This window comes from Rhodococcus sp. OS5, assembly GCF_056837585.1.
In genome coordinates, this window is the sequence record NZ_CM166368.1 from 2,843,249 (window position 1) to 2,858,929 (window position 15,681).

Annotated in this window: 16 protein-coding genes; 11 read left to right on the forward strand and 5 right to left on the reverse strand. The window is 62.5% G+C overall.

Annotation, left to right across the window (positions count from 1 at the left end):
* Positions 1–4: 4 nt before the first annotated feature.
* The 4 genes from ACVZUB_RS13430 to recX all read left to right on the forward strand — a co-directional run bounded on the left by ACVZUB_RS13430 (position 5) and on the right by recX (position 3,328).
* The gene (locus ACVZUB_RS13430; protein WP_042450679.1) at positions 5–1,168 is read left to right on the forward strand and encodes a glycosyltransferase; all 1,164 of its coding nucleotides are present in this window, start codon (positions 5–7) and stop codon (positions 1,166–1,168) included.
* A 52-nt stretch (positions 1,169–1,220) separates the two neighbouring features.
* Entirely contained in the window at positions 1,221–1,415 is a 195-nt protein-coding gene (locus ACVZUB_RS13435) for a DUF3046 domain-containing protein (protein ID WP_003942185.1), read from the forward strand.
* 288 nt (positions 1,416–1,703) lie between these two features.
* On the forward strand, positions 1,704–2,741 hold the full coding sequence (recA, locus tag ACVZUB_RS13440; protein WP_007735170.1) for a recombinase RecA: 1,038 nt from the start codon (positions 1,704–1,706) through the stop codon (positions 2,739–2,741).
* Positions 2,742–2,749: 8 nt separating this feature from the next.
* On the forward strand, positions 2,750–3,328 hold the full coding sequence (recX, locus tag ACVZUB_RS13445) for a recombination regulator RecX (RefSeq protein ID WP_054825713.1): 579 nt from the start codon (positions 2,750–2,752) through the stop codon (positions 3,326–3,328).
* 115 nt (positions 3,329–3,443) lie between these two features.
* Here recX and ACVZUB_RS13450 read toward each other — a convergent pair whose 3' ends face one another.
* The 4 genes from ACVZUB_RS13450 to gluA all read right to left on the reverse strand — a co-directional run bounded on the left by ACVZUB_RS13450 (position 3,444) and on the right by gluA (position 6,799).
* Entirely contained in the window at positions 3,444–4,340 is an 897-nt protein-coding gene (locus ACVZUB_RS13450; protein ID WP_007735172.1) for an amino acid ABC transporter permease, read from the reverse strand.
* Positions 4,337–5,017 carry an amino acid ABC transporter permease gene (locus ACVZUB_RS13455; protein ID WP_003942105.1) on the reverse strand — a complete coding sequence of 227 codons (681 nt, stop codon included), beginning with the start codon at positions 5,015–5,017 and terminating at the stop codon, positions 4,337–4,339. The genes ACVZUB_RS13450 and ACVZUB_RS13455 overlap by 4 nt, the downstream gene beginning before the upstream one ends.
* Positions 5,018–5,115: 98 nt before the next feature.
* Positions 5,116–5,946: a glutamate ABC transporter substrate-binding protein gene (locus ACVZUB_RS13460; protein WP_003942146.1), complete on the reverse strand. Its 831-nt coding sequence runs from the start codon at positions 5,944–5,946 to the stop codon at positions 5,116–5,118.
* A gap of 124 nt (positions 5,947–6,070) precedes the next feature.
* On the reverse strand, positions 6,071–6,799 hold the full coding sequence (gene gluA / locus ACVZUB_RS13465; protein WP_007735175.1) for a glutamate ABC transporter ATP-binding protein GluA: 729 nt from the start codon (positions 6,797–6,799) through the stop codon (positions 6,071–6,073).
* Positions 6,800–7,030: 231 nt separating this feature from the next.
* Between gluA and miaB the strand changes: the two genes are divergently transcribed.
* On the forward strand, positions 7,031–8,578 hold the full coding sequence (gene miaB, locus ACVZUB_RS13470) for a tRNA (N6-isopentenyl adenosine(37)-C2)-methylthiotransferase MiaB (protein ID WP_063316727.1): 1,548 nt from the start codon (positions 7,031–7,033) through the stop codon (positions 8,576–8,578).
* Positions 8,575–9,165 carry an Rv2732c family membrane protein gene (locus tag ACVZUB_RS13475; protein ID WP_063316728.1) on the forward strand — a complete coding sequence of 197 codons (591 nt, stop codon included), beginning with the start codon at positions 8,575–8,577 and terminating at the stop codon, positions 9,163–9,165. The genes miaB and ACVZUB_RS13475 overlap by 4 nt, the downstream gene beginning before the upstream one ends.
* 94 nt (positions 9,166–9,259) lie before the next feature.
* Here ACVZUB_RS13475 and ACVZUB_RS13480 read toward each other — a convergent pair whose 3' ends face one another.
* A complete protein-coding gene (locus tag ACVZUB_RS13480) occupies positions 9,260–10,645 on the reverse strand; it encodes a DUF349 domain-containing protein (RefSeq protein WP_003942193.1) in 1,386 nt (461 codons plus the stop codon).
* Positions 10,646–10,784: 139 nt separating this feature from the next.
* On the opposite strand from ACVZUB_RS13480, the gene ACVZUB_RS13485 reads away from it, so the two are divergent.
* The 5 genes from ACVZUB_RS13485 (at position 10,785) to hflX (ending at position 15,677) form a co-directional block, all read left to right on the forward strand.
* Positions 10,785–11,546 carry a class III extradiol dioxygenase subunit B-like domain-containing protein gene (locus ACVZUB_RS13485; protein ID WP_054188530.1) on the forward strand — a complete coding sequence of 254 codons (762 nt, stop codon included), beginning with the start codon at positions 10,785–10,787 and terminating at the stop codon, positions 11,544–11,546.
* The gene (gene miaA / locus ACVZUB_RS13490) at positions 11,534–12,469 is read left to right on the forward strand and encodes a tRNA (adenosine(37)-N6)-dimethylallyltransferase MiaA (RefSeq protein WP_007735177.1); all 936 of its coding nucleotides are present in this window, start codon (positions 11,534–11,536) and stop codon (positions 12,467–12,469) included. Before ACVZUB_RS13485 ends, miaA begins: the two co-directional genes overlap by 13 nt.
* A gap of 84 nt (positions 12,470–12,553) precedes the next feature.
* Complete coding sequence (locus ACVZUB_RS13495) at positions 12,554–13,225, forward strand: class F sortase (RefSeq protein WP_081557784.1); 672 nt, start codon at positions 12,554–12,556, stop codon at positions 13,223–13,225.
* 32 nt (positions 13,226–13,257) lie between these two features.
* A complete protein-coding gene (gene dapF / locus ACVZUB_RS13500; RefSeq protein ID WP_063316726.1) occupies positions 13,258–14,127 on the forward strand; it encodes a diaminopimelate epimerase in 870 nt (289 codons plus the stop codon).
* Between the two features lie 74 nt (positions 14,128–14,201).
* Entirely contained in the window at positions 14,202–15,677 is a 1,476-nt protein-coding gene (gene hflX, locus ACVZUB_RS13505; RefSeq protein WP_003942213.1) for a GTPase HflX, read from the forward strand.
* The last annotated feature ends 4 nt before the right edge of the window (positions 15,678–15,681 follow it).

Genomic DNA, 15,681 nt, shown 5'->3' on the forward strand with positions numbered 1-15,681 from the left:
TCCGGTGCGTGTAGCCGTTGTTGCCGGGCCGGACCCGGGTCATGCTTTTCCCGCAATAGCGTTGTCGCTGGCGTTGATCCAGGCCGGCGACGAACCGATCCTGTACACGGGGACCCGGTGGGTCGAGGCAGCGCGAGCAGCCGGCGTGGAAGCCGAGCCGCTCAAGGGCTTGGCCCCGCGGCCGGGAGACGACGATCTTGATGCAGGCGCTCGGATTCATTCGCGCGCCGCCTATATTTCCACCGAACTGCTTCCCGACCTGAAATCCGTCTCCCCGGATCTCGTCGTTTCCGACATCCTCACTGCCGGAGGCGGATTGGCCGCCGAAAGACTTGGCATCCCCTGGGTGGAACTCTCGCCTCACCCGCTGTACTCACCTTCACGGGGGTTGCCGCCGATCGGCAGTGGGCTCGCTCCCGGCGTCGGAATTCGTGGTCGACTCCGCGATACCCTGATGCGCGCAGCGACGGGACGTTCGATCAAGCAAGGGTTGGCCCAGCGATCCCAGGCCCGTGTCGGTGTCGGACTGCCCGCTCTGGATCCCGGTCCGCAAGCGCGGCTGATCGCAACACTTCCGGCACTCGAAGTGCCTCGCCCCGACTGGCCGGAGCGCGCTCACGTCGTCGGACCGCTTCTGTGGGAGCCGACCGAGGTGATTCTGGATCCACCGCCAGGTGACGAACCGCTGGTTATGGTGGCGCCCTCCACGGCGCACACCGGCGCAGTGGGAATGTTCGAGGGCACGGTCGAAGGACTCGGCGGAGCCGGTGTGCGGCTGATTGCGTCGATGCTCGACGGGGCTGAAGGTGAGCATCCTGATTGGGTTCGTGCAGGTCTCGGACGCCAGGACGCGATGCTGCGTGACGCGTCGGTGTTGGTATGTGGCGGCGGGCACGGCATGTTGGCGAAGGCCCTGCTGGCCGGCGTGCCGACGGTCGTCGTTCCCGGGGGCGGGGACCAGTGGGAGTTGGCCAATCGCGCTGCGCGGGCAGGGACGTCGGTGATCGTGCGGCCCGCAGATGCTCAGTCGATTCGCGATGCCGTACTGCAGGTGCTCTCCGACAAACGATTCGCGGAAGCTGCGAGAGCGGCTGCCGCGACTGCGTCGCAGGTCACCGATCCGGTGGCGGTGTGCCGACAGGTGGTCAACGGAGGTGTGACGGCGTGAGCACGTTGCGCCTGAATGCAGGTGCACCGCTCTGTGGACTACGGTGGCGGCTGTGCGGTTGACCGAATTTCATGAAATGGTGCGCGAAGAGTTCGGGCAGGTACGAGGCGACTCGATGCTGATCGACCATGTACTCCAGAGTCTCGACGGAATGACTGCCGCGGAGGCCGTCGAAGCAGGCTGGGAGCCTCGCGAAGTGTGGCGTGCGCTCTGTGTGGAGTTCGACGTACCACCCGCCCGCCGCTGATTCTTCGGCGTGTCGAACGTCTCCCATCTTCTGTTCGAACACGTGTTCGTCTATGCTGAACCTGTTCGGTGGTGACGCTTCTTTGGTAACTGCGAACTTTCGATGTTCTACAAACGCGGTGACCTACAAACGCGGTGATCGACAAGCGCTAAAGCAAGATCGAAAAGTCTGTCGGTGGCCGGATCTACTCTGATCGCAACACACCAACAGGGTCGGCTCAGGCAGGCGCTGAAGAGACGGAGTCTGCTCAGGCAGGCACTGAAGACTGAAACAAGGATGGGGATCACGATGGCACCACAGGCACCTGATCGGGACAAGGCACTCGACCTCGCGTTGGCGCAGATCGACAAGAACTTCGGCAAGGGTTCGGTGATGCGCCTGGGTGAGGGTGTCCGCCAGCCCATTGCCGTCATTCCCACCGGTTCCATCGCGCTCGACGTCGCGCTGGGTATCGGCGGACTGCCGCGTGGCCGCGTCATCGAGATCTACGGCCCGGAATCTTCGGGTAAGACCACCGTGGCACTGCACGCAGTTGCCAATGCTCAGGCCAACGGCGGCATCGCGGCGTTCATCGACGCGGAGCACGCACTCGATCCCGACTATGCAGCCAAGCTGGGCGTCGATACCGATGCACTCCTGGTCTCGCAGCCCGATACGGGTGAGCAGGCCCTCGAAATCACCGACATGCTGATCCGTTCAGGCGCCCTCGACATCGTCGTGATCGACTCCGTGGCCGCTCTTGTTCCTCGCGCCGAGATCGAAGGCGAGATGGGTGACAGCCACGTCGGTTTGCAGGCTCGACTGATGAGTCAGGCGCTGCGCAAGATCACCGGTGCCATGAACAACTCGGGCACCACCGTCATCTTCATCAACCAGCTTCGCGAGAAGATCGGTGTGATGTTCGGTTCTCCCGAAACCACCACCGGTGGTAAGGCACTGAAGTTCTACGCTTCGGTCCGCCTCGACATCCGTCGTATCGAAACTCTCAAGGACGGTACCGACGCAGTGGGTAACCGCACTCGCGTCAAGGTCGTCAAGAACAAGGTCGCGCCGCCGTTCAAGCAGGCCGAGTTCGATATTCTCTACGGCCAGGGCATCAGCAAGGAAGGCTCGCTCATCGACATGGGTGTCGAGCACGGGTTCATCCGCAAGTCCGGCTCCTGGTACACCTACGAAGGTGACCAGTTGGGTCAGGGCAAGGAAAATGCTCGTAAGTTCTTGCTGGAGAACACCGATATCCGTGACGAGATCGAGAAGAAGATCAAGGAAAAGCTCGGTATCGGTGCTGACGTCACTGCAACCGACGAAGCTCCCGCCGACTTCTGAGTTCAGTCATGAGCTTCGACGACGGTGACAACGGCGAGAATGCTCGTGAAGAGTACGGCGCTCCTCGGCGTCGATCCCGTCAACGATCCGAGAAGCCGTCGCAACGCGCAGAGGGTGGGACGGAGGCGCAGGCCAAAGATGCTTGCCTACGCCTCCTGACCGACCGGGCGCGCAGTCGTTCCGAGCTGGAAACAAAGCTGAGCGGGCGCGGCTTCGAGCCCGAGATCATTGCCAAGGTCCTCGATCGACTCCAAGAAATCGGGTTGATCGACGACGCAGACTTCGCGAACCAGTGGGTTCATTCGCGGCATACGTACTCGGGCAAGGGAAAGCGTGCGCTTGCAGTCGAGTTGCGGCTCAAAGGAATCGACCAGGACACCGCTTCCGAAGCGTTGTCACAGATCGATCCGGAAGATGAACGCGAGCGAGCAGCGGAGCTGGTTCGGCGGAAGCTGAAGAACAAGCCCGTCGATGATCGCGACAAGGTCACGCGTCGACTGGTCTCGATGCTGGCACGCAAGGGATATTCAGCGGGGATGTCCTACGAGGTGGTCAAAGCCGAGATGGCGGCGGTCACCGACTCGTAGCGAAGTGCAGCATTCAGAACAAAAGGGCGGGGGTACCACCGAAATTCGGTGGTACCCCCGCCCTGTTGTGTATTCGCGCTAACGCGGCTGGATTCGACTCACGGCTCCATCTGATTCACGGCTTGGTCAGGTCCATACCCGGAACCGAAACAGCTGGGTCGGCGGACGGAGCCGCGATGGGGCCCTTGCCCTTTCGCTTCCCGGACCGCAGGCGCTTCTCCACCTTGGTTGCCAGGAAGGTCAGAGCCGAGTTGAGAGCGATCATGATCGCTGCGACCACGATGAGCGCCGGCAGGAAGTTTCCGTAGAAGGTGCCGAGCTGTTGGGCCTGACGCACCAGCTCGACATACCCGATCAGGTAGCCGAGGGCGGAGTCCTTCAACGCCACGACCATCTGTGAAATCAGTGCCGGGAGCATGGCGGTAACCGCTTGGGGGAGCAGGATTGTCACCATGATCTGCGTCTTGCGCATGCCTAGTGCCTTGGCGGCCTCACTTTGCCCTCGTGGGAGTGAGTTGATTCCGGCGCGGACGATCTCGGCGATCACTGACCCGTTGTACAGGGTCAAGCCCACGACGACTGCGGCGAGTGCGAGGTACTTGGACTTGAAGACTTCGTATTCGGCGAACACCTGATACGAGAAGATCATCAGAATCAGAACCGGTACTGCTCGGAACAATTCGACGATGACGCCGCAGATCTTCCGAATGATGTTGTGCTCGGAGAGTCGGCCGATACCCAGGGCAGAACCGAGGATGAGCGCGAAGACGATGGACATCGCAGCCGCGATCAGCGTCCCTCGGATGCCGGGTATCAGATACGTTGTCCACGAGGTGGATTCGAGGAACGGATCCCACTTCGCTGCTGTCAGCTGGCCCTTTTCGTCGAGTGCGCGGTAGATGACGTAACCGATTGCGACCATGAGTGCGGCGACGACAAGGGATGCGAATCGGTAGAGATTTCGCGCTCTCGGACCTGGCGCGTCGTAGAGGACTGTTGCGCGGTTGCTCATCGTGAAACCTCGAATCGCTTGCTCAGCTTGCCGAAGATCAAGCCCATGGGAAGTGTCAGGATCACGAAACCGACAGCGAAGATTCCACCGACGACGAAGATCGCCGCTTCGTTTTCGATCATCTTCTTCATCAGCGCTGACGCTTCGGATACGCCGATCACCGCGGCGATGGTCGAGTTCTTGGTCAGTGCGATCAGCACGCTACCCAGCGGTGCTGTGACCGCGCGAAATGCCTGAGGCAGGACGATCAGCCGAAGATTTTGTGCAAACGACAGACCGAGTGATCGGCCCGCTTCGGCCTGGCCGACCGGAACGGTATTGATTCCCGATCGAAGTGACTCACACACGAACGCGGCGGTGTAGACACTGAGGCCGAGGACGGCGAGTCGGAAGTTGTTGTCCACCAGAAATGTCGGCGAATCCGACTTGGCGAGGTTGACTCCGAGCGTCTGCGAAAGACCGAACAGACAGAACAACAGAATCAGTGTGAGGGGGGTATTGCGGAACACGGTCACGTACGCGGCGCCCAGGAATCGGGCGACCGGGACCGGTGACACGCGCATCGCCGCGATCAGCACACCGATGATGACAGCGCCGATCGCGGAGAAAAATGTCAGCTGGATCGTGGTCCAGAAGGCTTCCAGAAGCTGGTCGCCGTACTTGCTCAGAAGGTTCACTTGCCGTCTCCCCAGATCACGGGATCTCCGTTGGTGGCGTCACGCGCTGCGGCTCCCGAAGTGGGAGCCGCAGCGAGATTGACGGTGAAAAAAGCAGGTCAGTAACGATCAACGGTGGGCGGCGCCGGGATGGGGTAGCCCGAAGCGCCAACGGTGTTGTTGAAGGCTTCTTCCCATGCGCCGGTGGAGATCATCTTCTCGATGGCGTCGTTGATCTTGCCGCGGGTCTCGGAATCGTCCTTGGCCAGGCCGACGCCGTAGTTTTCCGTTGTGAACGGTTCTCCGACGACCTTCAACTGGCCGGGGTACTGTGCGGCAAAACCAGCGAGGATGATGTCATCGGTGGTGACTGCGTCGACAGCGCCGTTGCGCAGTGCTTCGACACAAGCAGAGTAGGTGTCGAACTCCTGAAGTTGGACGTCAGGTACGGAGTCCTTGACCTTCTGAGCCGGAGTGGAGCCAGTCACCGAGCAGAGCTTCTTGCCGCCGCTGAGAGAATCGCGACCGGTGATGTCGGTGTTGTCGGAGCGAACGAGCAGCGATTGGCCGGCGATGAAGTACGGACCGGCAAAGCCGACCTTTTCCTTGCGTGCGTCGGTGATCGAGTAGGTGGCCACAATGTAGTCGACCTCGCCGTTCTGGATCAGGGTCTCGCGTTGGGCTGACGGTGATTCCTTGAAGGTGATTCCTTCGGGCTTCACGCCGAGTTCGTTCGCGATGTACCGGGCTACCTCGACGTCGAAGCCGGAGAACGTCCCGTCCGGATTGCGCTGACCGAGGCCGGGCTGATCGAACTTGATACCGACGGTGAGCGTTCCGTCGGCAGCACTCTGCGATGCGCTCTTTTCTTCTCCTCCACCACAAGCCGTGGCAGCGAACGCGATAGCCATGATTCCGATTCCGAAACGGACGGAGCGATTGATCTTCATGAAGATCCTCTCAGTTGTCGACATGCAAACGGTGCAGTCGAGATGAACGGTGCAGCCGAGGTGAACGGTGCAGTCGAGCAAGTTGTCTTGTGGACGAGGACAGGACTGTCGGAGGGGACTGTGATCAGTGAGTGAGGATCTTGCCGAGGAAGTCCTTGGCCCGATCCGACTTGGGATGGGTGAAGAACTCTTCGGGCGTGGTGTCTTCGACGACCTGGCCGTCAGCCATGAACAGCACACGATCGCCGGCTTTGCGGGCGAATCCCATCTCGTGCGTGACCACGAGCATGGTCATGCCTTCCTTGGCGAGGGAAGTCATGACGTCGAGGACCTCGTTGACCATCTCGGGGTCGAGAGCGGAGGTGGGCTCGTCGAACAACATCACCTTCGGCTGCATCGCAAGAGCGCGAGCAATCGCGACACGCTGTTGCTGACCGCCGGAAAGCTGCGCCGGGTACTTGTCGGCCTGATTGGCGATACCGACGCGCTCGAGCAATGCCTGCGCCGTCTTCTTGGCTTCGTCCTTCTTCGCCTTGCGAACCTTCATCGGTGCGAGCATGACGTTCTCGAGGATCGTCTTGTGTGCGAACAGGTTGAAGGACTGAAAGACCATCCCGACGTCGGCACGAAGTGCGGCAAGTGCTTTGCCCTCCTCGGGGAGCGTCTTGCCGTCGACGGCAATGGTGCCCGAGTCGATGGGTTCCAGGCGATTGATGGTGCGGCACAGAGTCGACTTACCGGAGCCCGACGGACCAAGGACGATCACCACTTGGCCCTTGGGTACCTCGAGATTGACCTCTTGCAGGACGTGAAGTTCCCCGAAGTGTTTGTTCACCGAGGTCATCGAAATCATGGATGTGGAATCGCCGGAGGTGGTCGGCGTCGTCGCATCGTCGGCTTGGGTCATAAACGAGAACCTTAGGCGTAGTTTGCGTCGACGCCCGTGATTTCGCCATGGTTCTTGCCATATGTAATGGAAATTTTACTGTGACGACGTTTATGTCGCGTTTCGGCTGTTTATCAGGGCGTTATTACACGTCGTAGTGGACGTGAGCTAGGCTGAAGCGTGTCACTGATCGACGAAATGTCCCCTGCACTTCCGGAGCCGACTGCAGTTCCGGAGCCGACGGCGAAGTCTGTTCGCACCTACGAGGTGCGGACGTACGGCTGTCAGATGAACGTCCACGATTCCGAGCGACTGTCCGGTCTGCTCGAGGACGCCGGGTATTCGAAGGCGGAGACCGGCACCGATCCTGATCTTGTCGTCTTCAACACGTGTGCGGTCCGCGAGAACGCGGACAACAAGTTGTACGGCAACCTCAGCCAGCTCGCCCCGAACAAGGAGGCGAACCCCGACATGCAGATCGCGGTCGGCGGGTGCCTGGCGCAGAAGGATCGTGACACCGTCGTCAAGAAGGCGCCGTTCGTCGATGTCGTCTTCGGCACTCACAACATCGGCTCGCTTCCCGCGCTGCTCGACCGTGCGCGTCACAATCAGCGCGCCGAGGTCGAAATCCTCGACGCACTCGAGGCGTTTCCGTCGACACTGCCAGCCAAGCGCGAATCTGCTTATGCAGGTTGGGTTTCCATCTCGGTGGGCTGCAACAACACGTGCACGTTCTGCATCGTTCCGGCCCTGCGTGGCAAGGAAGTAGATCGACGTCCCGGCGACATCCTGGCCGAGGTGCAGGCACTCGTCGACGAGGGTGTCTCGGAAGTGACCCTGCTGGGACAGAACGTCAACGCCTACGGCGTGTCGTTCGCCGATCCGGAGCAACCGCGCGATCGCGGAGCCTTCGCCTCCCTCTTGAAGGCATGTGGACACATCGACGGCCTCGAACGGGTCAGGTTCACATCGCCGCACCCGGCAGAGTTCACCGATGACGTCATCGAAGCGATGGCAACCACTCCCAACGTCTGCCCGCAACTGCACATGCCGTTGCAGTCCGGTTCGGACAAGGTTCTCAAGGCGATGAAGCGCTCGTACCGCAAGTCGAAGTACCTCGGGATCATCGAGAAGGTGCGCGCCGCAATGCCGCACGCCGCCATCACCACGGACATCATCGTCGGGTTCCCGGGGGAGACGGAAGAGGATTTCGAGGAGACGCTGGACGTCGTGCGCAAGGCGCGATTCTCCAACGCCTACACCTTCCAGTACTCCAAGCGCCCGGGCACGCCGGCGGCGGAGATGGCCGATCAACTCCCCAAAGAGGTTGTCCAGGAACGCTACATGCGATTGCTCGCCGTTCAGGAAGAAGTGAACATCGAGGAGAATCGCAAGCTCGTCGGCACCGAGGTCGAACTCTTGGTGGCAGCGGGGGAGGGGCGGAAGAACGCGGCGACTCACCGTCTCAGTGGTCGCGCGCGAGACGGCCGCCTGGTGCATTTCCGCCCCGAGGGAAACCTCGACGGCACAATCCGACCCGGTGACGTGGTGACGGTCGTCGTCACCCACGGAGCCCCTCATCACCTCGTGGCAGATGACGGAGTGCTCACGCACCGTCGGACCCGCGCCGGTGATTCGTTCGAAAAGGGCATCACACCCAAGACCCCGCCCATCGGCGTAGGTCTCGGACTACCGAAGATCGGTGCCCCGGCCCCACAACCCGTTCAGATGGGATGCAACGCATGACCTCGCAACACGAGAACACGACACCACAGCCGGGCGACGACGCCTTCGAGGGCTACCGCAAGGACCTCGACGACGCGGAACGCAAGGTCGCGGGAGAAATTGATCCGGGTGCGCGCGCCATGGTTGTCGCGGTTGCGGTGCTCGTGCTGGTCGGCACCCTTGCACTGCCCCATGCGGGAGTGGCGAACGGCTGGGATGTGCTCGCGTACAACCAGGACGCGGAAAGTGAACGGATTGCACTGTTCTCACGCTTGTTCGTGTGGTTCGTCGTCATCTTCGGCATCGGATTCTCGATGCTCGCGCTGGTCACGCGGCGTTGGAGTCTGGCCTGGGTCGCACTCGCCGGCAGTGCCGTGGCGAGCGCTCTCGGCATGATGGCCGTCTGGTCGCGTCAGACCATTCCCGCCGGTTTCAATGTGGCAGGACCGTCGATCGGGCTGATCATCGGATGGTTTGCCGTCGTGTTCTTGACGTTCCATTGGCTCAAGGTGGTCTGGACACGAACCAACATTCAGCTCGCCGCCGAGGAGCAACGCCGGATCGCTGCGGCCGAAGCCGAGAAGCATCAGGAATGGAACGTCGGCTGACACAGCAGGCCGTCCGTCCAAAGCACAAGACAACGCCGGCTGACTCCTTTCGGAGTGAGCCGGCGTTTTTGTTGTCTTTACAGCTCGTCGTCGATTACTCGTTGACGGCGCTTTCGGCAGCTTCGGCCCACTCACGCCACTGCTTGGCCTGAGCGAGAGCCTTCTCGGCGTCCTTCGTCTTGCCGGCAGCCTGAGCCTTGGCGGCCTGCTCCTCGAACTGGCTCACCCGCTCCTTGAACTGCGCGACCCGGGCAAGTGCTTCCGGATCGGTGCGACGCCACTCGGCGTCGACCGCGTCGCGCACCTTGGTTTCGATGGCCCGGAGCTTCGCTTCGAGTTCCTGCATTCGGTCGCGCGGCACCTTGCCGATCGCGTCCCACTTCTCCTGCAGATCGCGAAGCGCTGCGCGGGCGTTCTCGAGTCCGTGCGCCGGATCGATGTTCGCATTGGCAGCGAGCAGCTCCTCTTTTGCAACCGCGTTCTGCTCGAATTCGGCATCGCGCTCGGATGCAGCAGCGTTGCGCGCGGCGAAGAACACATCCTGAGCGCCCTTGAAGCGCTTCCACAGGTTGTCGTCGGCCTCGCGCGGTGCGCGGCCGGCAGCCTTCCACTCGCTGAGTAGATCGCGGAATTCCCCGGCGGTCTGTCCCCATTCAGTGGAGGTCGACAGCTTCTCGGCGCGCTCGACCAGTTCTTCCTTCGTCGAACGGGCGCTCGCACGATCCCGGTCGAGTTCGGCGAAGTGGGCTCCACGTCGCCGGTTGAAGGACTCACGAGCCTTCGAGTAACGCTTCCACAGTGCGTCGTCGACCTTGCGGTCGATTCCGCGAATCGTCTTCCACTCGTCGAGAATCTCGCGCAGTCGATCACCCGCGGTCTTCCACTGGGTCGACTCCGAGCCGATCTGCTCGGCCTCGACTGCGAGGGCCTCCTTGCGGGCGGTGCTTGCCGCGCGCGACTGTTCCTTCTCTTCCTTCGCGTGCGCTGCGGCCTCGTCGGAACCGGCAACGATCACGTCGAGTCGGCGAGCCAAAGCGTCGAGGTCACCGATCACTGCAGCGGTCGAGAGGGATTCGGACAGAGCGATGGCGGCAGCCTTGGTCTTCTTGGCGTCTCCGGCGCCCGACGTCAGTCGCGCCTCGAGTAGCGAGACCTCGGTCGCGAGGTCGTCGTAGCGACGACCGAAATGGGCGAGGCCCTCGGTGGCGTCGCCGGCCTGCCACGAACCGATCTGACGTTCACCGTCAGCGGTCTTCACCCAGGCGGTTCCGTCTTCCTCGACGCGTCCGAACTTGCTCGGGTCGCTGGCCGGTGCGGCGGTGACGGCATGCGAGGCTGCTGGTCCGGGGCGAGGTGCTCCGGGGCGGGGCGCACCGGGGCGTGGTCCACCAGGTTTGGGAGCGCCGGGTTTGGGTGCTGCCGGGCTCGGGCTGGCCGAACTGCTGTCGGCGCCGGTGGTGGGTTCACTGTTCTCGGTCATCGGTCCTCGTCTCTGCCGCGCGTCACGGCTGCCTGATCGCATTCCTGGTTCCATTGAACCCGGTACTCACGTTCTCCGACTATTGAATCAGGTAAGAGGGTGTGAGGTCGCCACCTCGGGGTCGACTAGCGTGGCAACTGTGTTGACTTCCGCTGTTCTCGTCCCCTCGGCGCCGTTACTCGTGCCGGAATTGTCCGGTGATTCGGCCGAGTCCGCTCAGGTGCGTGCTGCAGCGACAACCGCCGTGAGCCGGCTCGCTCACGAGGCGGTGCACTGGGTGGGCGTCGGTGTCGGCCCCGAGAATGCAGAACCCGAGAAAGCAGCAGGCGAACTCTGGCGATCGGGCGTCGGACGTGGGCAGATCGGTACGTTCGCTGGATTCGGCGCCGATGTCCGGACGTCACTGGACGCGGATGCGGCAGGCGAACCGGTGCCATCTCTCGAACTGTGCGCCCTTGTTGCCGGCTGGTTGCGTGGCCGAACAGACGTGGAGATAACCGTCGACATGCACGTCGTCAGTGCAAAGGCGTCGGCGAATGAATGTCGTGAATTCGGGCAGCAGCTGCGCAAGCAACTCGACAGCGACAACCGACCGCAAGGGCTTCTGATCGTTGCTGACGGTGCGTCCACGCTGACGGCAAAGGCGCCAGGAAGCTTCGACGAGCGCGCCGCGGGTGTGCAGTCGGCCATCGACGACGCCCTGACGGCCGGGGACCCGGAGGCGCTGCTTGCTCTCGATCCGCGGCTCTGCCGCAGTGTCGGAGCCCAGGGGCGCGCGGCGTGGCAGGTCCTGGCCGGTGTCTTTACGTGCTCGTCTCGGTCGGCCCATCCTCGCGCGACGGTCGACTACAGCGATGCGCCGTTCGGCGTCGGTTACCACGTCGGGACGTGGCGGCCGTGAACGTCCCTGAAGAACTTCGCCCGATCGCAGTTGTCGGTCCGACAGCGTCGGGAAAGTCCGATCTCGCGTTGGCACTGGCCGAGGAATTCGGCGGTGAAATCATCAACATCGACGCGATGCAGCTCTATCGCGGCATGGATATCGGGACCGCCAAACTGACACCGGCCGAGCGCCGTGGGATTCCGCATCACCTGCTCGACGTTCTCGATGTGAAGGAGACCGCCACCGTCGCGCGTTATCAAAGCGACGCGATCGCGATCGCCGAGGATCTGATCGCGGCGGGCAAGGTTCCGGTGATCGTCGGCGGATCCATGATGTACGTCCAGTCTTTGCTCGACGAATGGTCCTTTCCGGCAACCGATCCCGAGGTTCGTGCGAAGTGGGAGGCGGTGCTCGCCGAAGGAGGGGTCGGTGCGGTGCATACGGCGCTTGTTGCTGCTGATCCGGTAGCAGCGGCGTCGATACTGCCGACGGACGGTCGGCGGATGGTTCGGGCGCTCGAGGTCGTCGAGCTGACAGGTCTGCCGTTCGCGGCCTCGGCGCCGCAGATCGGTGACCCTCGATGGGGAACTCGCATTCTCGGCGTGGATCGGGATACGGAAGAACTCGACGCCCGGATTCGGTTGCGAACAGAGCTGATGTTTTCAGACGGACTTGTCGACGAAGTCGCCGTGCTCGTCGAGCAAGGATTGCGTGATGGCGTCACCGCGCCGCGAGCCATCGGCTACGCACAGGTGCTCGCACATTTCGACGGTGAATACGATCTGGCCGAAGCACTCGAACGGACGTTCATCGGGACACGGCGCTATGTTCGCCGACAACGATCATGGTTCCGTCGTGACGCACGCGTGCACTGGCTCGACGGTGCCGATCCGGAGCTGCCCAACTCCGCCTTCGCGGCGCTCGCAGATCGCGGTCTGTAACACGATCGAGCGGATCAGCTATCTTACAGTTAGCTATTTCGCGATCGATCGGTTTCGCGAGCGATGAACTGGAGGTCAACGAGCATGGCGCAGACCGCGGCGCACGCGCATCCGAAACGTCGACGCGCGGGTCGGCTACCGCTGGTTCTTCTGCTCGTCACATTTCTCACGGTCGGCGGGGTACTGATCTACTTTGCGGTGAGTGCGGCCGGGAAGCCCATCAGCGCACCTGTTCCCGAAGCACCCTTCGACGTGGGAGCTCCAACCGATCCAGGGGCGACGTGGGCGCCTGCGCCAACGGATCTGCCGCCGAACACGCTCGCGATTCCCGATCTCGATGTGCGAGCCGACATCGTGACCAGTGGGTTCGGCGCCAACCGCGGAATGATCCTTCCGCATCCTGACAAGGTTTCGCATTTCACCAACGGCGTGCAGTTCGGATCTTCGGAGGGTACCAATCTTGTTGCCGGCCACGTCGACGACGGTGATCGCACGCACGGCGCCTTGTGGGCGCTGCACCAGATGAAGCCCGGAACACCGATCTACGTGAGCGACGACACCGGAACGATGTTCACCTATCACGCAGCGAGCCTGAAGCTGTACGAAAAGGTGGCTTTGCCGGCCGAGTTCTTTTCCGAAACGGGTGCGCCCAGGCTGGTCCTCGTGACCTGCGGCGGCGCAACCGTGCCCGACCCCTCGTTGCCGTCCGGCTTCACGTACGAACAGAACGTCGTGGTCACCGCGTCACCTGCGTGAGTCGGTCGGCAGGTCCGGATAGGATGGCGACCATGGATTTCAGTAAGGGCCACGGCACGCAGAACGACTTCGTTGTTCTCCCTGACCTCGACGTTCGGGTCGATCTCGAGCCGGCGCGAGTTTCAGCGTTGTGTGATCGTCAGCGTGGCCTCGGCGCCGACGGCATCCTTCGTGTCGCCCGGGCAGGCGCACTTGCGGACGCGGGCGTGCTCGGTGCGCTGCCCGACGGCGTCGCTGCCGAAGACTGGTTCATGGACTACCGCAACAGCGACGGCTCCATCGCGGAGATGTGCGGAAACGGAGTTCGCGTATTCGCCCACTATCTCAAGGCCTCGGGCTTGGAGAGCAAGGACGAGTTCGTGGTCGGCAGCCGCGCCGGAGCGCGTCCGGTCGTGGTGCACGGCTACGACGCCACACATGGTGACGTGACCGTGGCGATGGGCCCGATCAAGGACCTCGGCACCAGTTCGGCAACAATCGACGGCCGCGTCTTCGCCGGCGTCGGCATCGACGTCGGTAATCCGCATTTGGCGTGTGTCGACGAGCACGTGACGGCAGAAGTTTTGAGTGCGCTCGATTTGAGTGTTTCTCCGGGCTTCGATCCCGGGTTCTTCCCGCACGGGGTCAACATCGAGATCGTGACGCCGATCCACGACGGTGGGGTCCACATGCGCGTACACGAGCGTGGTGTGGGCGAGACTCGTTCCTGCGGAACCGGAACGGTCGCAGCTGCGGCCGCGGCGCTGAGGTACGACGGCCGCGATGAAGGCTCGGTACTGGTGCGCGTGCTCGGCGGCGAGGTACAGGTCACCGTCGAAGGCGGCAAAGGGTCGTTGCGGGGGCCCTCGGTTCTGGTGGCGAGCGGAACGATCAGCGACGCGTGGTGGCAATCGCTTGTGTGATATCGCCCGCGGAAATACGCCTGCAGGAAATACGGATGCACCGTGGCCAGGTTTCGTGGGACCATGGATCTTGTATGACGAACACACATGAAAACGAAGAGTCCACCGCTCACGAGCAGTCCGAGTACGCGCAAGCCGAATACACGGCAGCGTCCGCATCGGGCAACCCGTCGACCGGTGAGATGCAACTCGCAGATCGCGGCGCCCTGCGCCGCGTGGCCGGTCTGTCGACCGAGCTCGAGGACGTCACCGAAGTCGAGTACCGCCAGCTTCGACTCGAAAGAGTTGTCCTGGTCGGCGTCTGGACGCAGGGAACTGCCGAGCAGGCCGAGGCGAGCATGACCGAGTTGGCCGCACTTGCCGAGACGGCCGGCTCCGAGGTCCTCGAAGGACTGGTTCAGCGTCGCGACAAACCCGACGCTGCCACCTACATCGGTTCCGGCAAGGCGCAGGAACTGCGCGAAGTAGTCCTGGCGACCGGCGCCGACACCGTCGTCTGCGACGGTGAGCTGACGCCGGCGCAGCTCACGGCGCTGGAGAAGATCGTCAAGGTCAAGGTCATCGACCGGACAGCTCTGATTCTCGACATCTTTGCTCAGCACGCCACGTCTCGTGAGGGTAAAGCCCAGGTGGCTTTTGCTCAGATGGAGTACATGCTCCCGCGTCTGCGTGGTTGGGGCGAGTCGATGTCGCGCCAGGCCGGTGGCCGTGCCGGCAGTAACGGCGGTGTGGGCCTGCGTGGTCCCGGTGAAACGAAAATCGAGACGGACCGCCGCCGTATTCGTGAGCGCATGGCAAAACTACGCCGCGAGATCAAGGGCATGAAGGCCGCTCGCGACACCAAGCGCACACGTCGACTGCAGAGCGACATCCCGTCGATCGCCATCGTCGGATACACCAACGCGGGCAAATCGAGTCTGCTCAATTCGCTCACCGGATCGGGTGTGCTCGTGGAGAACGCGTTGTTCGCCACCTTGGACCCGACCACTCGCCGCGCAGCACTCGACGACGGCCGCGAGTACGTACTCACCGACACGGTCGGCTTCGTGCGACACCTGCCGACTCAGTTGGTCGAGGCATTCCGCTCGACTCTCGAGGAAGTAACCGACGCGGATCTGCTGCTGCACGTCGTCGACGGTTCGGATCCGTTGCCGACAGAACAGATCAAGGCTGTTCGGGAAGTCGTCACCGATGTTCTGCGCGAGACGGATTCGAAGGCTCCGCCGGAGTTGATCGTGGTCAACAAGATCGACGCGGCAGATCCGGTTACGTTGACGCAACTGCGTGGTCTGTTGCCTGGTGCCGTGTTCGTCTCGGCGCGGACGGGTGAGGGAATCGCCGAACTAAGAGCACATCTCAGCGAGGTGCTGGTTCGGCCGGAGGTCGAGGTCGACGTGCTGGTGCCGTACACGCGCGGTGACTTGATGGCTCGAATCCACTCGGACGGAACGATTTTGGAATCGACTCACGAAGAGGCGGGAACGCGGGTGCACGCACGCGTGCCACAGATGTTGGCCTCGGCATTGGTCGAGTACGCACCTAGTGCGTAGTTTC